19 protein-coding genes and 1 pseudogene are annotated in these 21,808 nt (G+C 68.4%); 6 read left to right on the top strand and 14 right to left on the bottom strand.

The genetic code is table 11. The features are described from left to right. The first annotated feature begins 112 nt into the window (after positions 1–112). Positions 113–2,887, top strand: coding sequence for a DNA mismatch repair protein MutS (mutS, locus tag HUA74_RS36620; protein WP_174458293.1), 2,775 nt, complete (start codon positions 113–115; stop codon positions 2,885–2,887). A gap of 11 nt (positions 2,888–2,898) precedes the next feature. Here mutS and HUA74_RS36625 read toward each other — a convergent pair whose 3' ends face one another. The 8 genes and pseudogenes from HUA74_RS36625 to HUA74_RS46945 form a co-directional block, all read right to left on the bottom strand. Beyond that, positions 2,899–3,276: a DUF4150 domain-containing protein gene (locus tag HUA74_RS36625; RefSeq protein ID WP_174458294.1), complete on the bottom strand. Its 378-nt coding sequence runs from the start codon at positions 3,274–3,276 to the stop codon at positions 2,899–2,901. A 41-nt stretch (positions 3,277–3,317) separates the two neighbouring features. Further along, entirely contained in the window at positions 3,318–3,842 is a 525-nt protein-coding gene (locus HUA74_RS36630; protein WP_174458295.1) for a hypothetical protein, read from the bottom strand. A gap of 57 nt (positions 3,843–3,899) precedes the next feature. Next, positions 3,900–4,898, bottom strand: coding sequence for a hypothetical protein (locus HUA74_RS36635; RefSeq protein WP_141644636.1), 999 nt, complete (start codon positions 4,896–4,898; stop codon positions 3,900–3,902). A 25-nt stretch (positions 4,899–4,923) separates the two neighbouring features. Beyond that, positions 4,924–5,967, bottom strand: a complete 1,044-nt coding sequence (locus HUA74_RS36640; protein WP_174458296.1) for a beta-ketoacyl synthase N-terminal-like domain-containing protein — start codon at positions 5,965–5,967, stop codon at positions 4,924–4,926. 8 nt (positions 5,968–5,975) lie between these two features. Continuing rightward, complete coding sequence (locus HUA74_RS36645; protein WP_174458297.1) at positions 5,976–7,001, bottom strand: DUF2169 domain-containing protein; 1,026 nt, start codon at positions 6,999–7,001, stop codon at positions 5,976–5,978. 25 nt (positions 7,002–7,026) lie between these two features. Then, entirely contained in the window at positions 7,027–8,310 is a 1,284-nt protein-coding gene (locus tag HUA74_RS36650) for a TIGR02270 family protein (RefSeq protein WP_174458298.1), read from the bottom strand. 26 nt (positions 8,311–8,336) lie between these two features. After that, entirely contained in the window at positions 8,337–8,702 is a 366-nt protein-coding gene (locus HUA74_RS36655) for a DUF6484 domain-containing protein (RefSeq protein WP_371817368.1), read from the bottom strand. Further along, a pseudogene (locus HUA74_RS46945) lies at positions 8,689–8,841 on the bottom strand (hypothetical protein); the annotation flags it as partial. The gene HUA74_RS36655 and the pseudogene HUA74_RS46945, both read right to left, overlap by 14 nt. Before the next feature lie 160 nt (positions 8,842–9,001). Here HUA74_RS46945 and HUA74_RS36660 point away from each other — a divergent pair. The 4 genes from HUA74_RS36660 (at position 9,002) to HUA74_RS36675 (ending at position 13,440) form a co-directional block, all read left to right on the top strand. Beyond that, positions 9,002–10,024, top strand: a complete 1,023-nt coding sequence (locus HUA74_RS36660) for a DUF3616 domain-containing protein (protein ID WP_174458300.1) — start codon at positions 9,002–9,004, stop codon at positions 10,022–10,024. Between the two features lie 72 nt (positions 10,025–10,096). Further along, complete coding sequence (locus tag HUA74_RS36665) at positions 10,097–10,756, top strand: hypothetical protein (protein WP_174458301.1); 660 nt, start codon at positions 10,097–10,099, stop codon at positions 10,754–10,756. Between the two features lie 38 nt (positions 10,757–10,794). Continuing rightward, on the top strand, positions 10,795–11,559 hold the full coding sequence (locus HUA74_RS36670; protein ID WP_174458302.1) for a DUF3592 domain-containing protein: 765 nt from the start codon (positions 10,795–10,797) through the stop codon (positions 11,557–11,559). Between the two features lie 84 nt (positions 11,560–11,643). Next, entirely contained in the window at positions 11,644–13,440 is a 1,797-nt protein-coding gene (locus tag HUA74_RS36675; RefSeq protein ID WP_174458303.1) for an N-acetylmuramoyl-L-alanine amidase, read from the top strand. A 55-nt stretch (positions 13,441–13,495) separates the two neighbouring features. Here the strand turns inward: HUA74_RS36675 and HUA74_RS36680 are convergent, their stop codons facing one another. After that, complete coding sequence (locus HUA74_RS36680) at positions 13,496–13,975, bottom strand: DUF1772 domain-containing protein (protein ID WP_174458304.1); 480 nt, start codon at positions 13,973–13,975, stop codon at positions 13,496–13,498. 15 nt (positions 13,976–13,990) lie between these two features. Further along, the gene (locus HUA74_RS36685; RefSeq protein WP_174458305.1) at positions 13,991–14,878 is read right to left on the bottom strand and encodes an NAD(P)H-binding protein; all 888 of its coding nucleotides are present in this window, start codon (positions 14,876–14,878) and stop codon (positions 13,991–13,993) included. Between the two features lie 158 nt (positions 14,879–15,036). Here HUA74_RS36685 and HUA74_RS36690 point away from each other — a divergent pair, with 158 nt between their 5' ends. Then, positions 15,037–16,011 carry an AraC family transcriptional regulator gene (locus tag HUA74_RS36690; protein ID WP_174458306.1) on the top strand — a complete coding sequence of 325 codons (975 nt, stop codon included), beginning with the start codon at positions 15,037–15,039 and terminating at the stop codon, positions 16,009–16,011. A gap of 105 nt (positions 16,012–16,116) precedes the next feature. Here the strand turns inward: HUA74_RS36690 and HUA74_RS36695 are convergent, their stop codons facing one another. From HUA74_RS36695 to HUA74_RS36715, 4 genes are all read right to left on the bottom strand, one after another. After that, a complete protein-coding gene (locus HUA74_RS36695) occupies positions 16,117–16,845 on the bottom strand; it encodes a double-CXXCG motif protein (protein WP_174458307.1) in 729 nt (242 codons plus the stop codon). 3 nt (positions 16,846–16,848) lie between these two features. Continuing rightward, complete coding sequence (locus tag HUA74_RS36700; protein WP_174458308.1) at positions 16,849–17,547, bottom strand: TIGR02269 family lipoprotein; 699 nt, start codon at positions 17,545–17,547, stop codon at positions 16,849–16,851. A gap of 367 nt (positions 17,548–17,914) precedes the next feature. Beyond that, complete coding sequence (locus tag HUA74_RS36710; protein ID WP_254625419.1) at positions 17,915–20,512, bottom strand: ATP-binding protein; 2,598 nt, start codon at positions 20,510–20,512, stop codon at positions 17,915–17,917. 7 nt (positions 20,513–20,519) lie between these two features. Further along, entirely contained in the window at positions 20,520–21,686 is a 1,167-nt protein-coding gene (locus tag HUA74_RS36715) for an FIST signal transduction protein (protein ID WP_174458309.1), read from the bottom strand. Between the last annotated feature and the right edge of the window lie 122 nt (positions 21,687–21,808).

Below are 21,808 nucleotides of genomic sequence, written 5' to 3' on the forward strand. Positions count from 1 at the left end.
CCGTTTTCGGACGAGGGCCCGCCGAAATGTCACCCATGCGTGCTAGGGAACTCGGCGGGTAGGGTGAGCCGTTCGTTGATCCACGGGGCGGGGGCATGAGAGAAGGGCGGGGATGGCCGTGACGCAGCAGTTGAAGGCAGCCAAGGCAGCAGCAGTGGAGCTTCCCGTGGACCCGACGCCGGACGTCGGCTCGGAAGGGGAGAAGGCGAGCGACGGCTCGGGCGCGAGGGAGATCGCGTCCCTGACGCCGATGATGCGCCAGTACCTCGAGGTGAAGGCGCTGCACCCGGACTCGGTGCTCTTCTTCCGGCTCGGGGACTTCTACGAGATGTTCTTCGAGGACGCCGTGCGGGCCTCGGAGATCCTCCAGATCACCCTCACCGCCAGGGCCAAGGGCGCCGACAAGGTGCCCATGTGCGGCATCCCCTACCACTCGTCGCGCCGCTACATCGCGCGCCTCATTGGCGAGGGCCTGAAGGTCGCCATCTGCGAGCAGGTGGAGGAGGCCGGCACCGGGCCCGGCATCGTCCGCCGCGAGGTGACGCGGGTCATCACCCCCGGCATGGTGCTGGACGAGGAGGTGCTGGAGCCTCGGGACAGCAACTTCCTGGCCGCCGTGTGCTGGAGCGAGCGCGGGTGGGGGGGGGCGCTGCTGGAGGCGTCCACCGGTGAGTTCCTCGCCATGGAGGCGGCGTCGGCGGCGGAGCTGGCGGAGTCGCTGTCGCGCGTGGAGCCCCGGGAGCTGCTGGTGCCTGGCGGGCAGCGTGACTCGGCGGAGGTGGCGCAGCTGTGCGCGCGGCTGCCTCGCATGCCCGCCATCGCGGAGAGCGAGGCCGCGGCGTTCGAGCCCACGCGCGCGGCGGGGTTCCTGCGCACGCACTTCGCGGTGCAGTCGCTGTCCGCCTTTGGCCTGGATGACTCGCCCCTGGCCACGAGCGCCGCGGGCGCGGCGCTGCGCTACCTGAAGGACACGCAGAAGACGCCCGCGGCCCACGTGGACCGGCTCAGCCGCCAGGAGCGCTCCGGCAGCCTGCTGATGGACGAGTCCTCGCGCGCCAACCTGGAGGTGCTGCGCTCGCAGCGGGATGGGGGGCGCAAGGGCTCGCTGCTCGGCGTGTTGGATAGGACGGTGACGAGCATGGGGGCGCGCAAGCTGGCGCGCTGGCTGGCCTCGCCCCTGGGCTCGCTGCCGGAGATCCACGCGCGGCTGGACGCGGTGGAGGAGCTGTCCGCGCGCAGCGTGTGGCGCGAGGAGCTGACCGGCATCCTCAAGGAAGTGGCGGACCTGGAGCGGCTGACGGGCCGGCTGTCGCTGGGCGCGGGCAACGCCCGAGACTTGCGCGCGCTGGGATTGTCGCTGGCGCAGCTTCCCCGGCTGGGCAAGGCCCTGGCTCGGTGCCAGACGGCGCTGCTCCAGTCGCTCGCGGGGCCGCTGACGGCGCTGCCGGAGCTGGCGGACCTGCTGGCGCGCGCGGTGGTGGACGAGCCTCCCGTGGTGTTGAAGGAAGGCGGCCTCATCCGCCAGGGCTACCACGCGGAGCTGGACAAGCTGGTGGAGCTGTCCACGTCCGGCAAGGACATCCTGCTGAAGATCGAACAGCGCGAGAAGGAGCGGACCGGCATCGGCTCGCTGAAGATCCGCTACAACAAGGTCTTCGGGTACTACCTGGAGGTGACGAAGTCGAACCTGCACCTGGTGCCGGCGGACTACATCCGCAAGCAGACCACGGTGGGGGCGGAGCGCTTCGTCACCCCGGAGCTGAAGGAGCACGAGGAGCTGGTGCTCACCGCGGAGGAGAAGCGGTGCGCGCTGGAGCTCCAGCTGTTCGAGGAGCTTCGCGCGAAGGTCGCGTCGGCGGCGCCGCGCATCCGTTCCGCGGCGGAGGCGGTGGCGGCGGCGGACGCGCTGCTGTCCTTCGCGCGGTGTGCTTCCGAGTATGGCTATACGCGGCCGGAGGTCGACGCGTCGGAGGTGCTGAGCATCACCGCCGGGCGGCATCCGGTGGTGGAGCGGATGCTGGGGGCGGGGGAGTCCTTCGTTCCCAACGACGTGCGGATGGACCCGGAGGACGCGCAGCTGTTGGTCATCACCGGTCCGAACATGGCCGGCAAGAGCACGGTGATGCGGCAGGTGGCGCTCACGGCGCTGATGGCGCAGGCAGGCTCGTTCGTCCCCGCGAAGGCGGCGCGCATCGGCCTGTGTGATCGGATTTTCACGCGCGTGGGCGCGGCGGACAACCTGGCGCGCGGTCAGTCCACCTTCATGGTGGAGATGACGGAGACCAGCCACATCCTCCACCACGCCACGCGCAAGAGCCTCATCATCCTGGATGAGATTGGACGCGGGACGTCGACGTTCGACGGGCTCTCGATTGCGTGGGCGGTGGCGGAGCACCTGCATGACCACGTGAGCGCGCGCACGCTGTTCGCCACGCACTACCACGAGCTGGTGGACCTGGCGCGCGAGCGGACCCGGGTGAAGAACCTGTGCATCGCCGTGAAGGAGCAGGGCGGCAAGGTCATCTTCCTGCGCAAGCTGATTCCCGGCGGGGCCAGCCGCTCCTACGGCATCGAAGTGGCGAAGCTCGCGGGCCTGCCCTCGGAGGTCGTGGGGCGGGCGCGGGAGCTGCTCCAGAACCTGGAGTCAGGCGAACTGGACGAGGCGGGACGTCCCCGAGTGGCGGTGCGGCAGAACCCGAAGCGCGCGGTGTCCACGGCGCAGCTCGGACTCTTCGGAGAGCCGGCGCCCGTAGCCCCGGCCGCCCCGGCGCTGCCTGCCTCGCACCAGCAGGCGCTGGAGACGCTCAAGGCGGTGTCCGTCAACACGCTGACGCCGCTGGACGCGCTCAACCTGCTGGCGAAGCTCCAGCGCGAACTGGAGGGCTGAGCGACGCGCGGTCAGCCCATGATGTTCTTCTTGTTGTGAAAGAGCGGGTCGCCCAGGCGGCACACGTTCTTGCCTTCGAACTTCACGTCGAAGGAGTACATCATGAACTCGCAAGGCCCCTTGGTGGCGCTGCTGGCCACGCCGCCGCCCGCGGTGCCGGCCTCGTTGCCTGACGAGACGCTGTAGGTGGCCCCCTTCACCATGGGCATGTGCCCTTCGATGGTGACTGTCTTGGGGCCATCCGCCGCGTCCGCGGAGCGACCCACGTTCGGGTAGGGGATGGGGACCGGGCCGGCGGGAGACGGGGTCTTGCAGACGTCTGGCAGGACGATGCTCTGTCCCTTGCTTCCACCATGGGTGACGCCTCGACCGTTGACGAAGGTGGGCACGGAAAGGTCCTTTCTCGAAGGGGCGCGAGTGTCGTAAGCCGTCAGGCGCTCACGAATTCGTGGGGTTCCAGGAAGCGGAGATGGGGGAAGGCCTTTGACTCCAGCACGCGCTTGACGTCCTCGTGGACGAGGACCGCGCTGACGTTCTCCGCGAGCCGAAACAGCTTGAGGCCACGGGGCTTGTCACCATCAATGGCCAGGTGGTCGATGCTCGCGTCGATCAGGCGGGAGCTGTCAGGAGTGTGGAAGACGGTCTCCGCGAGGTTCGCGGCCCTCACCAGCCCGATGACATTGAAGACCTTGTAGCCCCGGTGGACGACGGTTCCATCCTCGCTCTGGATGACGGCGTCATAGACGTCGAGGCTGTCCACACCTGCCTCGAGCAGCGCCGCATGGAACGCATTGCTCATGAGGTTGGCCGTATTGAAGTAGTCCAGCAGTTCTCCCTGCTCATTGCCAGGGATGATTCCGACGACGATGAGTTGTGAGGGCGGACGCTGGAAGGGTTTGCCGGCCCACCATCGGTCTCGAAGACTCAGGTTTGGCACGGGATAGATGAGCATCATGTCGTGGCTGCTCGACTCGAGAATGTAATATTTCGGGATCGCTTGCATCGTGACGGCTCAGAGAATCCTGGTGACGCTGCCCTTGGCCTTGGACCTGGTGAACTTCCCGATGCCTACCATTTCATCCGCATAGTCTTGAGTGAGGGAGTCCGTATAAAGTGGGGGGCGCCAGACGGACTTCGTCAGGAGTCCGCGGAGGCTCTCGGAGAGCGAATTCAGGCGTGCGGTGAGTCCCAAGGGCGGCGCGAACCTGTCCTCGTTCTCAGCCTTGCTCTCCATCGCGATGGAGCACGACTCGGTGGCCATCACCGCCAGGCGCTCGCCAATCGACTGAAGAATCGCTCTTGCCTTGTCCGAGTATGGTTTGTGACGCATGTGGAACTGCCTGCCACCGGAGGCTTCGATGGCGGCCGCGACGTAGGCGGGTTTGAATGCTTCTGTCTCTTCGCCCAACACGTCATCCTTGCGCTTCTTGAGGTATTTGAGTCCCAGGTCCGCGGGCCATTCGTTGCAGTTGGAGAGAGCGTAGGGGCTTGGTAACCATTCCCCATTCTCGGCGGCGTTGACGTCGTAGCCAATGGAATATCCCTTCTTGATGTAGCTCGACATGGCTGGCCCTCCCTTGTCAGGGAGGTAGTCCGCGATGCAGTTGTCGTCTCCCATGAAAGGAACGACGGAGGACCCCTTGAGCGACTCGTTTCCCGGGATGAGGTGATGGGGTGCGTACTGGAGGGGGTATTCCTCCTCCTCCTTGTCCTCCGCGTAGGTCTGAATCAGCTTCGGGCGTTTGACCGTTCCATAGGTCACGACCTCCCCCTTCTTGAACAGCAGGGAGACCTTGTCCGCTGCGGGCTCGAGGTTCTTGGCTGCCTTCATCTTCCTGCCCAGCACGCCGCCGTCCGTCGCCGCCATTCCTCCCACGGCGTCATCATCGGGGTTCTGCAGCAACATCTTCTGGGAGTGCGCGTCGCCTTGCTCGTGCCAGGGGCAGGTCTTCTCGTTGTGCACCTCCTCCGAGACGAATTCCGAGACGGCCACTTCTTCACCGATCTCCATGGTCCTCCTCCTTCCAAGTTCCAGTTCAGGTGGGCTGCAGGAGCGCCGCCGCACGGCCCTCAAGGTCGGAGGTGCTCCAGACCAGGGTGGGGCCCTTCACGTGCCCGGCGCGCAGGCGCTCCGCGGCGAGCACCAGCATCAGAGGTCCCAACGCCGCGCCGGCGTCGCCCACGCAGTCCGCGGGATGTTCGATGCGATGTGCCTCCTGGAAGCGCTCCGCGTTTCGCAGGTAGGCCACGCCCCATTCCTTGCTGGGCAGGCTCTCGCCATTGAAGCCCGCGAACACGCACTGCACCTTGGGCGCGTTGCCCGGCATCCCCGCGAAGAGCGCTTGAACCGCGTGGGCCAGACCGTCTCCAAGATAGGGCTCCTCGGAGTAGCGGTGCCCCTGCTCCGCGCCGACTCCCACGTGGGTGATGCGGGCCACGGGCTCGAGGCCGGAGCGTCGCGCGCCACCAGGAGTCGACAGGAGCAGGAAGCTCGCGGCTTCTCCCGGAATGAAGCCGTCCGTGCCCCGGGGGCGCAGTCTGTCCTCCGAGTCCAGCACGGCCAGCCTCCGGGGATGGTTGAAGGTGTCCAGCCCACCGACGATGACGGTGGAGGCCTGTCCCGTGGACAGCAGTCGCATCGCGTCGCGCAGGGCCAGGAGGCCGCCCGCTCCGCCGTGCCTGTACACCCGGCTGCTGGCGACATCGAGCCGCACTCCCGATTGCCGGGCGAGCTGCTCCATCATCACCCGTGAGGAGGGGAGCTGAATCCCCCACCGGTCCTCGGGGAGGGCCAGGAGCAGGGGCGCCGCACCCGTGAGCCCCGCGCAGGCCTCGGCGAGCGCGTACGTGGACAGGCGCAACAGGCGAATCCAGGTGTTGGAGAGGCGCGTCCCGTCGACCTCCAGGGGCGGCAGGTAGTGCTCGGCGAGGAACGACACCACCTGCCGTTCATGGGCACGGTTCAAGAGGCCCGCCTCCGCGAACCGCACGAGCCCCGCGCGGACGGACGTCGCCGTGGTGGGCACATCGAGCCCCACCGGGGTGGTGGCTCCCAGCCCCACGACCTCCACGCCAGGCATGGCGCCGCTCACGAGCGCGCCCCCGTCATGCGCTTCACCGCGAGCGTCACCTGCTCGACCTTCAAGGCGCGCTTGTCGCAAGGAACGCATCCGCGCCACGTCAACGAGAAGCGGTGCTGGTCTGGCTCCAGGAGCAGGGTCTCGATGTGGAGGCGCGGCTTCTCCTCCTTGCCGGCGATGCGCACGGAGGCTTCCAGGTCCACCTCGGGCACATGGAAGCGCTGCACGCCTTCGGGCGCCGCGTTGATGAGCTCCACGGGCTCGCCGCCCTTCAGCCAGGTCGGGTAGATCTGTCCCTCGGGGGCGGCCTGGAAGAAACGCGTGTCGAAGTCTCGCGGGAGATAGGGCGCGCGATGCTTCTTCCAGGCTTCGTCATACGTCCCCGCGAACCCCATGCGCGGCTGCCAGGACGGAGCGACGAAACCCACGCCGTGTGGCGGTGTCTTGTCGGACAGGCTGGTGAGGGGGAAGCCGGGGTGCGTGAGGTTGGGCAGCGGCGTGCCGTTCATCTCCTTGACGGCGCGCTGTCCCCGAAAGCCCACGCCCACCGGGTTTCGCATCTCCGCGAGGAAGCCGTGAGGGCCCGTCTGGTGACGGCCTCCGTAGGCGCGCTCCCATGTCAGGGGCACCCGCGTCGTCGGAATGGGCGTCGTCGCTGATGCGCCCAGCAGGCCCGCCTTCCAGGTCCTGTCTCCGTGGACCTGCACCAGCTTCTTGAGAGTACCCACCGACATGGACAGGCCAAAGTCCGACGCCGGACGTCCCTTGGGTGCGTGGGCGTCTCCGACGAGGACGACGTCCGTGCCGCGCTTCATGAGGTGTGATTCGCCCGAGTACTTGAGGCTGGTCTCTCCGGGAGGGCCCCAGTGCTCGTCCACGTGCGCGACGGCCTGCTGTGTCTCGGCGACGTGGAGCCCACTGGAGGTCATGGCGAAGGTCGCCTTGAGGACCACGTACAGCGTGTCCACGCCCTTCTCGTCTGGAAACAGGTAGAGCGCCGACGCGAAGGGGGTGGTGTTCTCGAGTTGCAGCATGGCGGTGTTCCCCTGGCTGGCATGCTCATCGCGTCGTGAGTCGCGGGCGGCCCATCCTGGCGGCTGTCAGGCCCGTGGCCAGGGTCGCGGTCTGCCGGTTCGCCCACGTCCGCGTGTCGAAGCGCACGGCGCCCTGGGTCTGGACCGCCAGGTCGAGCGCGAGCTGTTCGCGCCCGCGCATGGGCTCGGTGGAGAGGGCCTTCCACGCGACCTCGGGGGAAAGGGGCTGGCCCCGCAGGTAGCGCGTCTTCGGGGAGAAGCGGTCCTTCTCCTTCACCCACCACCGGGCGACGGCGGCCGCGTCCGGGAGGGGCAGGGTGGCTTCAGGGGAAGGGACGAGGTCCGCGTCCAGGTCGTCCTCCTCGAGGGGCGGGAGGCCGTTCTCCTCGTCGTCCTTGGCGGGCCGTGCGAAGTCGCCTTCCAGCCGCAGCCCCGTCACGCGAGAGAAGGCTTCGCCCGCGAGGCGAGCGGTCCTGTCGTGCTTCATGGCCTCCAGACAGAGCTCCGCGGCGTGACGCCAGCCGGAGTGACCCAGCGCCCACAGGGCCGCTGACTCCAAGGCGGGCACGTCCAGCGCGGCGGCCATCCGGGACACGTCCTCGGCGTGACCCGCCGCCGCGAGCACCGCGAGGACCCGCGCGGCTTCGGGCGCCGTGCTCGCGACGGGCTTGCGGAGGGCCTGGAGCGCGGCGGGATATCCCAGGGCCAACGCCGTCTCACCGGCGGCGATGCGCACGTCGGAGCTTTGCGCGCCGAGGGCTGATTCCAGCAGGGGGCGCGCCGCTGGAAGGTCTTCACGGAGCGCTCTCAGGGCCGCTGTCTGGATTTCGGCGGACTCGCTGCGCAGCAGTGGCAACAAGGCCTCGGCCCCCAGCGCTTCGCCACGAAGACTCAGGAGGCCCACCGCCGCGGCCTGGAGTCCTGGTGTCGCTTGAAGCTCACGACGTCGCAGGAATTTCGAGACCTCGGCGGTGGGTGCCAGGCGCAGCGCCTTGAAGAGGGCTGTCTGTCGCGGACCTGGCGCCTCCGAGAAGAATGGGAGGAGCCAGTCCAGCGGCGCGCCCGTCGCCATCAGCGCGAGGGCCGCGACGAAGACCTCCTCGGGCCGGGTGCTCTCCAGCCAGGGAATGAAGAGTCGCTCGGGGGCTTCCGGGCCCGCGCACGCCAGCCCGTCCAGATGGGCCATCAAACGGGCCTCGGGCCCCTGCGCCACTTCGTGCAAGCGATAGTCAGGAGAATGGCGGGCCCGCTGCCATTGACTCGCGAGAAAGGCAGCCTCCTCCAGGTGTTCCTCCATGATGTCCCACATGACGGGGCATCGGCGTGGAGCCGCCATCAATTCACCTTCACCGCGGCACCCTTGATGCGCTGGACGCCTGACGCGTGCGATTCAATCTGGGTGCCTCGGATGACGACACGTCCATTCCGACGCAGGGTGATGCTGGCCTCGCCGCAGAGCAGCAAGATTTCGTCCTGGCCTTCGAGGACGATGCGCTGGCCATCCACGCTGGCGGAGACAGGCAGCGCGGGGACCTTGGCTTCCACCGAGCGCAGGAGGTTCTTCCTCGGCTCCAGGAGTCCCATGAGGATGGGGCGGCCGGGCAGTCCTCCCTCGAAGGTGAGGAGGACCTCCGTCTGAGGCGCCACCTCCTCCAGGTGTGTCGTGCTCGCGCCCGCGAGCGGGCACCGGGCCGGAGGGATTCCCCTCGAAGTCCACCAGCGGAAGGCCCTCCTCCGACATGCCCGTGAGGCGTCCCACGTGAGGGGTCGAAAAGAGGGCTGAGGACGGGCGAAGGATGACGACCTCCGCGGGGGCGGCGGATGCGTTTCGACGCTTCATGAAGACAAGCTATCAAAACCTGACAATGCAAAGTTGGACTTCCTGTAAAATCGAGCCTTTCTGGTGCTTGGCCTTGTTGGCATTCAGGGCTGTCTCGCGGCCCACATCGAGAGCAGGGGGGCTTCCCGGATGCGGGAGGCGTGACGAGATCTGGGGGTCTATGAGGCTGGCCTCCATCATCATCGGAATCGGTATCGCGGGCTGCGCGGCCCGGGGCGTCCAGGCAGGGCCGGAGAGCGTTCCGGCCGAGGGTGGTTCAGGGCGCGACGTGCTCGTGTTCGAGGGCATGTGCGACGCATCGGGCGCGGTGGCGCTGGGTGGCTCGTTGTTCGTGGTGGGCGACGACGAGGACAACGTCCTCCGCGTCTATGACGCCCGGCGCGGCGGCGCCCCGGTGCGCAGCGTGGACCTGTCACCGGAGTTGGAGCTGCCGGCCCACAAGAAGAAGGCCCCGGAGGCGGACATCGAGGCCGCCACGGGCCTGGGCTCGTACTCCTTCTGGCTCACGTCCCACGGCCGCAACAGCTCCGGGAAGAAGGCGCCCAGCCGCCTGCGCTTCTTCGCCACCGAGGAGAAGGAAGGCCTGCCCCAGCTCGTGGGCCGTCCCTACACGCAACTGCTGGATGACCTGCTCGCGGCGCCGCAGCTCGGCGCGTTCCGGCTCGCGGACGCCGAGGGCCTGGCCCCCAAGGCTCCAGGTGGGCTCAACATCGAGGGCATGACGGCGATGGCTGACGGCGCGTCCATCCTCATCGGCTTCCGCAGTCCCGTGCCACAAGGCAAGGCGCTGCTCGTTCCGCTCCTCAATCCGAAGGAGATGGTGCTGGAGGGCGCCTCCGCGCGCGTGGGTGAGCCTCGGCTGGTGGACCTGGGAGGAATGGGCGTCCGCTCCATGTCCTGGTGGCGCGGGCGCTATCTCATCATCAGCGGGGGCACGGATGGCGGGGGCACCTCGCACCTGTTCACCTGGGCTGGCGGAGACGATGCGCCCGTCCTGGCGAGCGACGTGGACCTGGCGGGCTTCAACCCGGAGGCCTTCTTCACACCCGAGGACGCGGAGGAGATTCTGCTGCTCAGTGACGATGGCTCGAGGCCGCTCGACGGCGTGGCGTGCAAGAAGCTCAAGGACCCCGCGCGCAAGCGCTTCCGCGGCATCTGGGTTCGCCCGGGGGAACAGGGCTGACGAGCGTCCTCCCTCATTGACGGGCCCACGGCGGCGTCGCGAGAATCACCGCTTTTCCGCCGGGGAGTCTCCGTGAATCGTGTCTCTGGTCTGCTGGCGTTGCTCTGCGTCTGTGTCTCGTCGGCCGCGCTCGCGCAACGCAAGGAACTCACCCCCGCCACACCGGAGGCGACGTGTGAACTCACCCCCGCGCTGCGCCTCACCATGCTGGGCGGCGGCTCTCTCGACCTCAAGGAGCCGGCCCTCTATTTCTTCTCACGCTCGCGCAGCCAGGTGCAGGTGTTGGTCTCCCAGCCGGAGGGCGCGACGGAGCCTCGGCTCGAAGCCGTGGGCTTCTGGCATTTGAAGTCGGAATGTCTCATCTCCGTCGACGCCAAAGGGGTCCAGTACGGCTCGAAGCTGGATTGCGAGGACGCGGAGATCGAGGCGAAGGTGAAGGGCTCGGAGGTCACCATCCAGACGCCCGAAAAGGACGTCTTCAAGGTGACCCTTCCGTCCAAGGAGAGCGCCTCGCTGGGCCTGCGCATCACCCTCGTCGCCGAGGGCAACTTCCGGCGTGTGTGGGGCAGCCTGTGTGGGGAGTACAAGAATCCCCCCGCCACGGTGCCTGGCAAGGCGGATGAGTTGCGTCAGCTCAAGCGCCACTCGACGTTGAGCCAGGACTACAAGACCGGTACCAACAGCATCTTCCACATGGTGGGGGAGGCCCAGAAGCGCGCCCGAGGCGAGTAGCGCGCGGATACGCGGATCACGTGTAGGCTGTCGGCCCAATGCAGCTGGCCATTCCTCATGCACCTCGAAAGGTGCGACTGACGCAGGTTCCCGGCGCGGTGGGTCGTCTCGCGCGAGATGCCGTGCTCGGGCTGGCCTTCATGGCGTTGCTCGGCGCCGGGGCCACCTGGGCGGGCCGCTTCTTCGTGGAGGAGCACGGCTTCAACGCGCGGGCGGAGGAAGTGGACGGGGTGCTGGTCGCCACGCGGCTCCCCCCGACGGACAAGCGCGACGGCGCCGAGGGCCTGCTCGAGGTCCTCTACACCTTCCAGAACGTGGAGCACTCCGTGTCGGACGTCCGCACCTTCGCGGAGTACGCGGAGGGGCTGGGCCATGGCGCGGTGGTGAAGCTGCTGGTGGACCCGGCCGCGCCGGGCCGTCCCCGTGAAGCCGGCTTCGCGCGGACCCGTGCCTCCCGCATGGGGTGGCTGCCGTTTGGGCTGGGGCTGGGCGCGCTCGGGGCGGCGGCCATGTTCACCCGCGAGGCCCGGCGACTGGTGCGCTCGGAAGTGGAGCCGCTGCGACTGGGCGCGCTGGTGTGGCTCACGCCGGATGCGCCCTTTCCGGAGGCTCGGGGCGAGGTGGTCTTCCCCGCCCACTACTTCCGGCAGGACGTCAAATTAGAGGTCCGCGCGCGGGTGCGTCCGGGCCGGGCGCCGGTGCGCAACGGGACGAAGGTGCTCGCGGCGGTGGTGCCTCGGGAGCCCGGCTGGGCGCGGGTCATCGACCAGGACCTGGCGGGCGTGCTCGGCTGGCTGCGCTGAGCTGACGGGTAGGGCCGAAAATTTGCCGGTGACGTGGGGCCGTGTGACACACGCCTGTAGCTCCCAGTTCGCCGGAGGTTCTTCATGTGCCCACGCCTTTTGCTCGCGCTGCCCATGCTGCTGTTGCTCGTCCCGGGCACGGTGGGGGCCGCGAAGCGGGATGAGGCGGAGGCCGCGTACCAGGGGGCTCGCCGCGCGTACTACGCGCTGAAGGACGACGCGGCCCGGCGCAAGCTGCGCCACCACTGGCTCAACGTGGTGCACAAGTTCGAGGCGGTGGCGAAGAGCCACCCCAAGTCCGAGCGCGCGCCCGACGCCCTCTTCACCGCGGGCGAGCTGCTCCAGGAACTCAGCCGCATCTCCTTCGTCGAAGAGGACCTGAAGTCGGCCATCGCCGACTACGACAAGCTGAGCCGCGACTACCCCAAGCACCGGCTGGCGGACGACGCCGCGCTGGCGCTGGCACGCATCCACGTCCACCGGATGGACCGGCCCGAGGACGCGCGCCGCGTCCTGGCGGACATGCTCGCCATCAACAGCAAGGGCGACCAGGCGAAGGAGATGAAGACGCTGCTGGCTTCGTTGCCGACGCCCAAGGGCGCTCCCGTCGCTCCCGCTCCGTCGCGCGGCAAGCCCGCCACGCCGGCGCCGAACAAGACGCCCGTGCAGGAGGAGAAGGCCACGGCGGTCGCTCGGGTGGAGACGCCTTCGGAGCGCCCGGCGTCCGCGCTGGTGGGTGCCATCGAGAAGCTGGCCCGCGAGCCGTCCCCGATGATTCCCCGCCTGGACCCCAGCACTCCCGTGGGCGGTGAGTCGTCCGGTGAGGGCAAGGGGCTGGATGAAGCCGTCGCCGCCGCGCTGGCCGCGAAGGAGCAGTCCTCCAAGGCCCCCGCTGTCGCCGTGGCGTCGAAGCCCGTGGTGGCTCCGGTCGAGGTGGCCTCGTCGAAGGTCTCCACGCCGCGTCCGCAGGAGCGTCGCCCGGAGGCCGAGCCCGTCCAGGCCATGTCGACCGTCGCGGAGAAGCCGAAGGCCGAGGTGGCGCCGAAGAGCATCGAGGTCGCCGCCGCCGCGGTGGTCGAGCCGCCCAAGCCCATTACCCGTCCCGTGGATGACGAGGTCGCGCAGGCGCGGCTCAAGGCGGTGGCGAAGCAGTCGCGCCGGGCGGAGCTGACGTTGGCGGAGCAGCTGGGCCTCAAGGTGCGGCGCGTGGTCATTGATCCGGGACACGGCGGTCACGACACGGGCGCCATCGGCAAGGAGGGGACGCGCGAGAAGGACGTGGCGCTCTCCATCTCCCTCAAGCTGGCGGACGAGCTGCGCGAGCGCGGGTTGGAAGTCGTCCTGACGCGAGAGGATGATCGCTTCATCCGCCTGGAGGACCGCGCGAAGTTCGCCAACACGGAGCGGGGTGACTTGTTCATCTCCGTCCACTGCAACGCGGCGACGAGCCGGAAGCTGCGCGGCATCGAGACGTACACGCTCAACACGTCGGCGGACCGGTACTCCATCCGGCTGGCCGCGCGGGAGAACGCGTCGTCCGAGAAGGGCATCAGCGACCTCCAGTTCATCCTGGCGGACCTGGCGACGAAGGCGAACACCGAGGAGTCCTCGCGGCTCGCCAACCAGGTGCAGCGCAGCCTGGTGACGTCCCTGTCGACCAAATACACGGACATCAAGGGGCTGGGCCACAAGGAGGCCCTGTTCTACGTGCTGCTCGGCGTGAAGATGCCGGCCATCCTCGTGGAGACGGCGTTCCTGTCCAACCTGGACGAGGAGAAGCGCCTGGCCACCAGCGCCTACCAGACGGACGTGGCCAAGGCGATTGCCCACGGTGTCGAGGAGTTCCTCGGCGACCGCAGCCGCGTGGCGAAGATCGACTGACGGTGCTGGCGACGGGGCGGGGTTCCCACGTCGCCAGCGCGCGAGTCGAGAGTCTTCAGCGGAGCGCGCGCGTCAGGAGCACCGTCGCCGCGAGGCACGCCACCGTCCGCACGTGATTCCACGCGGTCCAGCTGGACACATAGCGTGCCCAGTGGAGCGCGGCGTCCGCGCTGTCCGGGTTCAGCGCGGCCAGCGCGTCGTTGCGCGGCACGTTGAACGCGGCGGTCACCCCGAAGCAGCCGACGAGGAAGATGGCGCCTCCCAGGAGCCGCTCTCGCGAGTGAGGGTCACTCCAGGTGCCTGGCGAGGACAGCACCAATCCCGCGCAGGTCAGCGCGGTGCCGATGAACGCCGCGATGAACAGGCCCGACACCGCCGAGACGTTGATGGCCTGCATCGCGGCGATGCCCCGCGCCGCGGGCAACCGTGCCAGGCCGTTCATCACGAACGTCGAGAAGGCGAAGAACACGCCCGCCATCAGCCCGCAGCCGAGCACGGACACCCACGTCAGGATTCGCAGCACCGTCTCCATCATCCGTCCCGTCTCCATTCACTTCGTCGTGGCGGCGAGCGCGAGCTCTTCCACGAAGTCCTCGAACCGTGTCGGTGTCGTGTTGTGCGCGGTCCGCCCCGCACGAGGCCTGACGCGTCCTTCGTTGAAGGCGAGGGTCATCTCGACATAGAGCCCGGCGAACGTCTCTGACATTCCGGCCTGCACGAGCGCCTGGGTCATCTCCGCGGGGGCGAGCCGGACATACTCGAGCCCAGGCTTGCCCAGGCGCGCTCCGAGTATGTGGGTGGCCTCGCGATAGCTGAGGTCCCTGGGGCCCAGCAGCTCCCGAATGGTGAGGCCCTTCCAGTCCCGATGCAGCATCGCCTTCGCCGCGACGTCGGCGATGTCCCGGGTCGCAATCATCGGAACGGCGAGGTCCGGCTCGACGGAGTCCGCGTTGACGCCCTGGTGCTCGATGACGGCGAGCGCATCGAAGAAGTTCTCGAAGAAGGACACCGGACGCAGCAGCAGCACGTTCGTGTCCGCAAGCGTCTTCAGGCGCTCCTCCTGCGCATGGAGCGTGGCGAGCAGCCCCGTCCCCTCCCGTTGCTCCGCGCCCAGGCTGCTCAAGGCGACGACGTGTCGCACGCCGCTGTCCCGGAGGGCCTGGACAATGGCCTCGCCCTTGCGCCGCTGGTCCCCGTGGTAGTCCGGCGACTCCCGGTCCGCCGGCAGCAGCGTGTAGACGGCCTCAGCGCCGGCAAACGCCTTCGCCAGGAACGCGGCGTCGCCCGGGTCTCCCACGAGCACCTGCGCGCCGCGCGCGGCGAGCTCCGCCAGTCGACTCTCGGAGCGGCCCAATGCTCGGACGTCCTGCCCGGCCGCGAGCAGCAACTCCACCACCTTCTTGCCGGTGTTCCCGGTCGCTCCCATCACCGTCAACATGTGTGCTCCCTGGGGCCTTGAGCCCCGTGGCATTGGCTTGCCTGGAGTCCAATATCGGGGCACAGGAAAGGACTCTCAATGATGCGAAGTCGATGATTCATGCTCGTTCGTCCAGGTTGGGGTGGACGACGGGGAAGGTGGGGGCGGATACTCGGGACATGAAGAACCTGATGCCCTCGGTGGACTCGCTCGGCGAGGCCCTGCACTTCCTGCGGATGAGCGGCACGTTCTATTGCCGCTCGGAGCTGACGGCGCCGTGGGGGCTCGCGCTGCCGGTGATGAAGGGCAGCCTGATGTTCCATGTCGTGACGTCGGGACAGTGCTGGCTCGAGGTCGATGGTGTGGAAGACCAACTGCTCCAGCCGGGCACGTTCGTGCTCTTGCCCCATGGGGAGGGGCATCGTGTGTCGAGCGAGCGAGGGGGGCCGACGCGGAAGCTGGAGGAGCTCCCCGAGGAACTCGTGAGCGAGCGCTACTCCGTCCTGCGGCACGGTGGAGGAGGGGCACCCACGACGCTCATCTGTGGGGTCGTGCGGTTGGACCATCCCGCCGCCCGGCACCTCGTCACGCTGCTGCCGAGCGTGATCCGCGTGGAGCCTTCGGGCTCACCCCGCATGGACTGGCTCCAGAGCACGTTGCGCTTCATCGCCGACGAGGCGAAGGAGTTGAGGCCCGGAGGCGAGACGGTCATCACCCGGCTCGCGGACGTGCTGGTGGTCCAGGCGCTCCGAGAGTGGATGGCCCAGGGTTCCGGCGCGCGCACGGGCTGGTTGGGGGCGCTGCAGGACCCTGAACTGGGGCGCGCGCTCGCGCTCATCCACCGCGAGCCGACGAGTCCGTGGACGGTGGCCTCGCTGGCCTCGCGGGTCGCGATGTCCCGTTCGGCGTTCTCGGCGCGCTTCACGCGGATGGTGGGCGAGCCGCCCATGCACTACCTCGCGCGGTGGCGGATGTACGTCGCGCATACGGCGCTGAAGGAGGAGCGCCCCGGGCTGGCCGAGCTCGCGGAGCGCATGGGGTATCAGTCCGAAGCGGCCTTCAGTCGCGCGTTCAAGCGCTTCATGGGCGTGTCACCCGGAGCCGTGCGCAGGGGCGACGCGACGTCGCTCCCGTCCCTGGGCATGTCCGCGTGAGTCGCGCGCAGGTGGGACTCAACCCACGCGACGGATGCCGAGGTGGACGTGGTCGTTAGTGGTCGGGCACCTTCCAGACCAGCGGCACCGTTTCAGTCCCCGACATCATGCGGGCGGGACGACGTTGGACCGCCTCGCGTACCCTGGTGAGCCACTCACATCGAGCGCGACGACGTCGGACTCTTCCAACTGCCGCTCAAGCTGCTCAACAACACGTTCGCTTACAACCACTACACTCGCTGTTGCTCGGGCGAAATCGGTCGATGGTGGAACAGCCAGGCGCCGCCTCTCGGGCGGCGGAAGGACCCAGCTGGCACGTCCACAGGTCGTGCACGGCTTGTGGCGGTCCTCGCCAACCAGCTTGCCGCCCGGCATCACCTGCAACTCGAACAGTTCGCCGTCGCTCCGAGCACGCCGGAAAGTCGCTGGCACCGAAACAGCTCCGGTCAGTCCGTCGAGACACCGCACGACGTCCGGTCGCACCAGCAGTGTCCACGGCATGTGGACGCTCACGGGACCGAACCGTCCCTGTGCCCGCCCCGTCAACGGGCCAAAGCCCGACCCCGGCGTCACCACCGCGCCGCGCGGCACCAGCGGCAACACGCTCGCGCGCAGCGCCGTGAATTCGGCCCACGGGACGCACCGTGGGCGCTCAAGGGCCTTTGCTCCCCCACCGAGCTTCGACAAATCCACTGCTGGGTAGTCGTAGCCTCCTCCTCCCCACGTGTTGCCGCATGTGGGGCACGAAACGCCGGGCAGCTGCCAGCGCCTGCCCATGTCGTACCCCCCACTCCACCGCACCGTTTCGCGTTCCTGCAGTGTGTAGTACCGCATCACTCATTCTCCGGCGGAGTACAGCCGCAGGGTCTGCCAGTACGTCATTGGCATTCCGATGAGCCCATACTTTGAAATCATCCGCGCCCCCTGCTTGAAGTGGTCGTCGCGCGTGGCCGTAAACCTGTTTGCATCAATCCACTTCCTCCAGTCCCGATTCCACGGGCCACCATTCTCGCCCGCGTGGACTCGATGGTGTTCATCGACCGCGACCAGCAGAGTGTACTGGTGGATGTTGATGCCGACGAACTCGAAGTACCCAGCGAAGGCGCGGGGGAAGATGTGGTGACGTTCCTTCGGCCTCCTCGTCCACTCGGCGATGGCCTTCCGCGCCGCCTTGACGCTCGGCAGCTCCTCGCGCTGGTACCATGGGATGACGAAGACGGGCTGCCGCCCTGGTAACGGCACTGCGCCACCCCAGTACCGCTGAATGCGGGCTGTAGCGCCGCCAGTCTGCGCGGGTGGAAACCGCAGCGCGAGCGGAGGCGACGCGAGGTCCTCGCATCGGAACAGTCCACACGCCTCCTCGCCACAGGCGGGCGCATAGCACCCGCCTTCCTCCCCGGACGCTGCCGACCTGGCGCAGGAATCCGAGGAGTCCTCCACGCCATTGTCGAGCAACGCTGCGTCGCCGACCTGCTCCGGCATGGATGCGCATGCGGTCATCAGGACCGCCATCCACGTCACTGCCTTCAGACTCATGGGCTCCCCCGCGCCGATCCGAGGCCGCGCTTTGGCAGACGATGACGCAACCGCTTGCAATTGTGCAGCCGCGTCCACCTCGACTCCGTCCGACCTCCAACATTCTTTTTCGGGGCAGATGCGCGCGTGCTTGATTGAAGTTGCCCCGGTTCCGCAGGGCGTCCCGAGGTTTCGCCATCAAGCGGCGGCGCGGTGCCGTGCTCGATTCGACCCGGGCCTCGACCGCCAGCGCAATGTCATCGAGCGCGCTTTCGGGCACCTCAAGGACAAGCAAACCACTGGCACGCGCTACGGCAAGCTCGCCGTCAACAACCTTGCCATGGTGCAGATGGCGCTCATCTTCTCCTACTTACGCCGCTTGCATCCGTCAGACATGACCTGGCGCCCCACGGCTCGCGGTGAACGGGGGGACAGGGGGCCCTTGACGCGGAAGCTCCACCGTGAAGGTGGACCCATGTCCGGCCTCGCTCTCGACCCGAACCGACCCGCCCAGCCTTTCGACGAGTTGGCTCACGATGTGGAGGCCCAACCCCAGACCTCCGTAATGTCGCGACGACACCGCACGCTCGAAAGCCCGGAAGATTCGTGTCTGTCGCTCCGGTGGGATTCCAATTCCCTGGTCCCTCACTTCCAGCAGTGCTGTCGCGGCGTTGCCTTCGACCGCGATGTCGATGGGCCTTCCTTCGCCGTACTTGATGGCGTTGGCGAGCAGGTTGGTGACGATTTGATCGAGCCGTGAGCGGTCCCACACGCCAGGCATCGGCGTGTCGGCATGCACTCGAAGCCGGGCTCCCGAGGTGGCCAGCTCGGGGGCGAAGCGCGCCGCGATGTCGCGGACCAGCGCCGCGAGGTCCACCTCCTCGAGTTCGAGGTCGAGCCGCCCCGCATGGATGCGTGAGACATCAAGCAGCGTGGTGACGAGCTTGGCCATCCGCTTCGCCTGTCGCTCGATGGTTTCGAGCGAGTGGGCCACGGTTTCCATCGGCGCGGCCCGGAGCGTCCCCAGCCGGGCGAGGCGCAGCAGGCCCTGCACGGACAGTTGAAGGGACGTCACCGGGGTCTTCAGCTCGTGGGACGCAATGGAGAGGAACTCATCGCGCAGGCCGATCGCCGTCTGGGCCTGCTGATAGAGCCGGGCATTGTCCACGGCCATCGCCGCGCGGCGGGCAAGCTCCTGGGCGAGGACCAGCGACGCCGGGCCGTACTGGCAGCCCTCGCACTCGCGGGCGAGCGTGAGCGCGCCGAGCGTCCGGCCCCGGGCGAGCAGCGGCACTGAAATCCAGGACTGGAACGGGACGTCTCCCGAGGGCGCCGAGGTGTCTCCCATCGGGAAGAACGCCGGCTCACCGGTGCGCAGCACCTTGCCAGGGCCCTGCGCTGCCTTGAGGTCGGGTGGTGGCGGATAGACCTTCGCCGGAGACCTGGCGAGAAGCGCTTCGGATTGGGCCTGCGTGATTCGCCGGACCGTGTGATCCGGCTCCAGGAGATCGAACGCGCACCAGTCCGCGAACCGCTGGACGGTCAGCTCCGCCACGCTCCGCAAGGAGTCCTCGGGGGCCAGCGAGCCGGCGAGCATTCCGGAGGCCGTCGCCAGGAACGCGGATCTCCCTTCCTGCTCCTCGGCCCTGGCGCGTGCCTGCTGCTCGCGTTGGAACGTCTGGTCGCGCTCCTGCTCGGCCCGGCGCTGCTCGGTGATGTCGATGCCGGTGCCAATGACATACTCAATCTCTCCCGTCTCGCCACGCAGCACGTTGCTGGCCCAGGAGATGAGGCGCCGCTCTCCGTCCCGCGTCAGCCAGAAGCTCTCGTATTGTTCGTTCCCCATGCCCGAGGCCAGCACGGCGAAGTCCGTCTCGACGCGCGCGGCTTCCTCGGGAGGCTGGAGCCGCTTCCAGAAATACGCACCGCGGAGCTCCTCGAAGGAGAAGCCCGTCACCTCCTGGCACGCCCGGTTGAAGCGGACGATGCGCCCTTCTGGATCCAGCACAATCACCAGCGCGCGGGCCGTATCCAGGACCGTGGAGCTGAAGTCGCGCTCACGTTGGAGCTCCCGCTCCGTGCGCTGTCGAGCGGTGATGTCCCGGAAGTAGACGGCCCTCCCATAATAGACACCGTCCTCGCTCACCACCGGGGCGTTGTACTGCTCGAACACCCGGCCATCCTTGAGCCGCAGTTCGTCCTGTCCCGACGCGTTCTCGTGTTCGGAGAAGGCGCGGGAGCGCGCGGTGAACCGTGCGGGCTCTTCCACGCGCTCCGCCATCGCGCGGAGCAAGGCCTCGCGGGAGGCGGATTGGATGTCTTCTTCCAGTCCCCACATCTGCGCGAAGCGGCGGTTGTGCGTGAGCGTCCCGCCGCCAGGGGAGGAGATCAGGATGCCCTCGACGGAGGCTTCGCTCAGGGACTCCCACAGCGTCTTCTGCTGGTGGAGGTCGCGCTCGCTGTCCAGGGTGCGCGCGAAGAGTCGCCGGTGGACGAGCGCGGTGCGGAGGACGCCGCCGAGGCGCTCCACCATGCCCCGGTACTGACGCGGCAGCCGAGGCTCCTGGTCGAAGTACAGCAGGAGCACGCTGGTTCCGCGTCCCGCGTCTGTCGTTCCGGGGATGACGGGCACGGACCAGCACGCGAGTCCCGGCGAGGTCAGCTCCGGGTAGGGCAGGTCCACCGAGGCGGGGCATGGCGCCAGGGGCTGCTCCAGGGGCCCCGGAATCGGCAGGCGGCGGGAGGCGGCGGAGAGGCCGCTCGCGCCCAGCAGATGGACCCGCCCCCGCGCATCCTCCTGGAGCCAGAGGGCCACGGTGCAGCTCAAGCGCTCCGCGAGACGGTCCAGGAACGTGTCCGCGGACTTGTTCGGATCGAACAGGTCGAGCGCCGCGACGGTGAGCTCCTGGAGCACACTCAGGAGCGCGAGGCGTTCCTCGGTGAGCTTCTGGTCCGTGTTCGCCTCGTGGTCCACCATGTCCCGCATGGGTCCATCACCCCGGAAGGGCGAGCACCACCGCCGTCTTGTTGTGGAACTGTGGAACGCCTCCCCCCAGGGCCCCCACCTCGCCGAGCGTGAGGCAGCCCACGACCGGGGTGTCCTCCCCGAGTGCATCCTGGAAGCGCGCCAGTTCGTCGCGGAACTCCTCGCCCAGGATGTGGTACCGGGAGATGCAATCGAACACCACCGCGCCGCCCAGCGTGCCTGAGGTGGCTTCCCGCGCCAGGGTGGCGGCGCGGGCCGCGGCGTCGAGCAGGTCCGCGCGCTCGCCCTCCATCACCCGGACCAGCGAGCCGTCCGGAACCTCTGCGACGCAGCGGACAGCGCCGTCGGGCTCGACGGCGAGCGGGTCTCGAATCACGAACTCCCCATTGGCCTGGGGAATCCCCAGCGGGTGCGTCATCGCGAAGCGCGCGAAGCCCTTTTCGTCGAGCACGTCTCCTCGACTCGCGGCGGTGCGCCGGTAGACCTCGAACGCGCACTCGTACTCGAGCTCGACAGCGGTCGCTCCTCGGGCCTTCGTGACCTGGGTGGGTGGGCCGTACGGATGCCACCCATGCTGAATCCCGACGCCGATGGGGGCCAGGGTGTCGAGGGCAATCACCACCACCTGGTCCCGGTAGGCCTGGCCCTCGGTGAACTGGGCCGCCTTGACGAGCTGGAGGTTGTTGCCAGCGCCGCCACCCACCCAGCCGATGCCCGCGCCTGCTTCCTGCTGAGCCCCTCGTACGACCTCGGTGGGGTTTCCGCTGAGCGCGTCTGGGAGGATGATCAACGCGCGCCGATGTTCAGGGGGCTTGGGGGGCAGCTTTCCGACGGCTTGCGCCACCGCGGAGCGTCCGGCCAGCCTGGGGGCCTCGCTGACGGGCCCGCCCATTCCCACGCCCACCTGGAAGTCCTTCCCGCGGAAGAGCGCGACCACCAGCCCTTGGAGCAACAGCTCGGCTCCCGCGAAGACGCCCGCCGCGCTGCACCCGGCCCAGGGAATATCCCCCAGCTCCCGCTGAACCGCGGACGCCAGGGACGCCGCGTCGTACTGGTCCGTGCACAGGACGAGGGCGAAGCGCGCGTCATCCCCTTCGCGAAGCGCCTCCTGGATGGCTTCATGGGCGGCGGCTTCGCAATCGGGTGAGTTGCTCTTTCCGATCTGGATCCACATGGGCTCTGGAATCGATATTCATTCGCGAGCGCGCTTGCAGGACCCGGCGGCTTCGCATGCCTCGCCTGGAAGGCGGGTGCCGACCAGGGTGGTGCGGAGAACGCCAGCCGGCCAGTCGGGCC

Origin of the sequence: Myxococcus sp. CA051A (genome assembly GCF_013336705.1) — a bacterium.
GTDB classification, from domain to species: domain Bacteria; phylum Myxococcota; class Myxococcia; order Myxococcales; family Myxococcaceae; genus Myxococcus; species Myxococcus llanfairpwllgwyngyllgogerychwyrndrobwllllantysiliogogogochensis.